At 65.3% G+C, this 300-nt stretch carries 1 protein-coding gene and 1 pseudogene (1 of these 2 running past the window's edge); both read left to right on the top strand.

Translation table 11 applies throughout. The annotated features are described in order from the left end of the window. The coding region (locus tag JNK74_28615; GenBank protein ID MBL7650149.1) for a hypothetical protein at nt 1-180 on the top strand (180 nt) is incomplete at its 5' end. 39 nt (nt 181-219) lie between these two features. Beyond that, nucleotides 220-300: pseudogene (locus JNK74_28610) on the top strand (acetyl-CoA C-acyltransferase); it runs 472 nt beyond the window's last position.

Below are 300 nucleotides of genomic sequence, written 5' to 3'. Positions count from 1 at the left end.
AAGGTGGCGCGCCGCATCGCCCACGTGCTCACCGGCGGCGACATCCCGGCGGGCACCTGGGTCGACGAGCAGCACATCCTCGACCTCGAGCGCGAGGGCTTCCTCAGCCTGCTCGGCGAAGAGAAGACCATGGAGCGCATCACGCACTTCATCTCGACCGGCAAGGTCCTGCGCAACTAACGACCGTCGCGAACCAACCTACGAACACGTGAGGCAAACATGAGCAAGAACCCCCGTGATCCGGTCGTGGTCGCCGCGGTGCGCACGCCCGTGACCAAGTCCAAGAAGGGCGGCCTCAAA

Source organism: Candidatus Hydrogenedentota bacterium, assembly GCA_016791475.1.
Taxonomy (GTDB): domain Bacteria; phylum Hydrogenedentota; class Hydrogenedentia; order Hydrogenedentales; family JAEUWI01; genus JAEUWI01.
The sequence above is the reverse complement of the archived record's forward strand: the minus strand, read 5'-3'. Positions and strand labels throughout refer to the sequence as shown.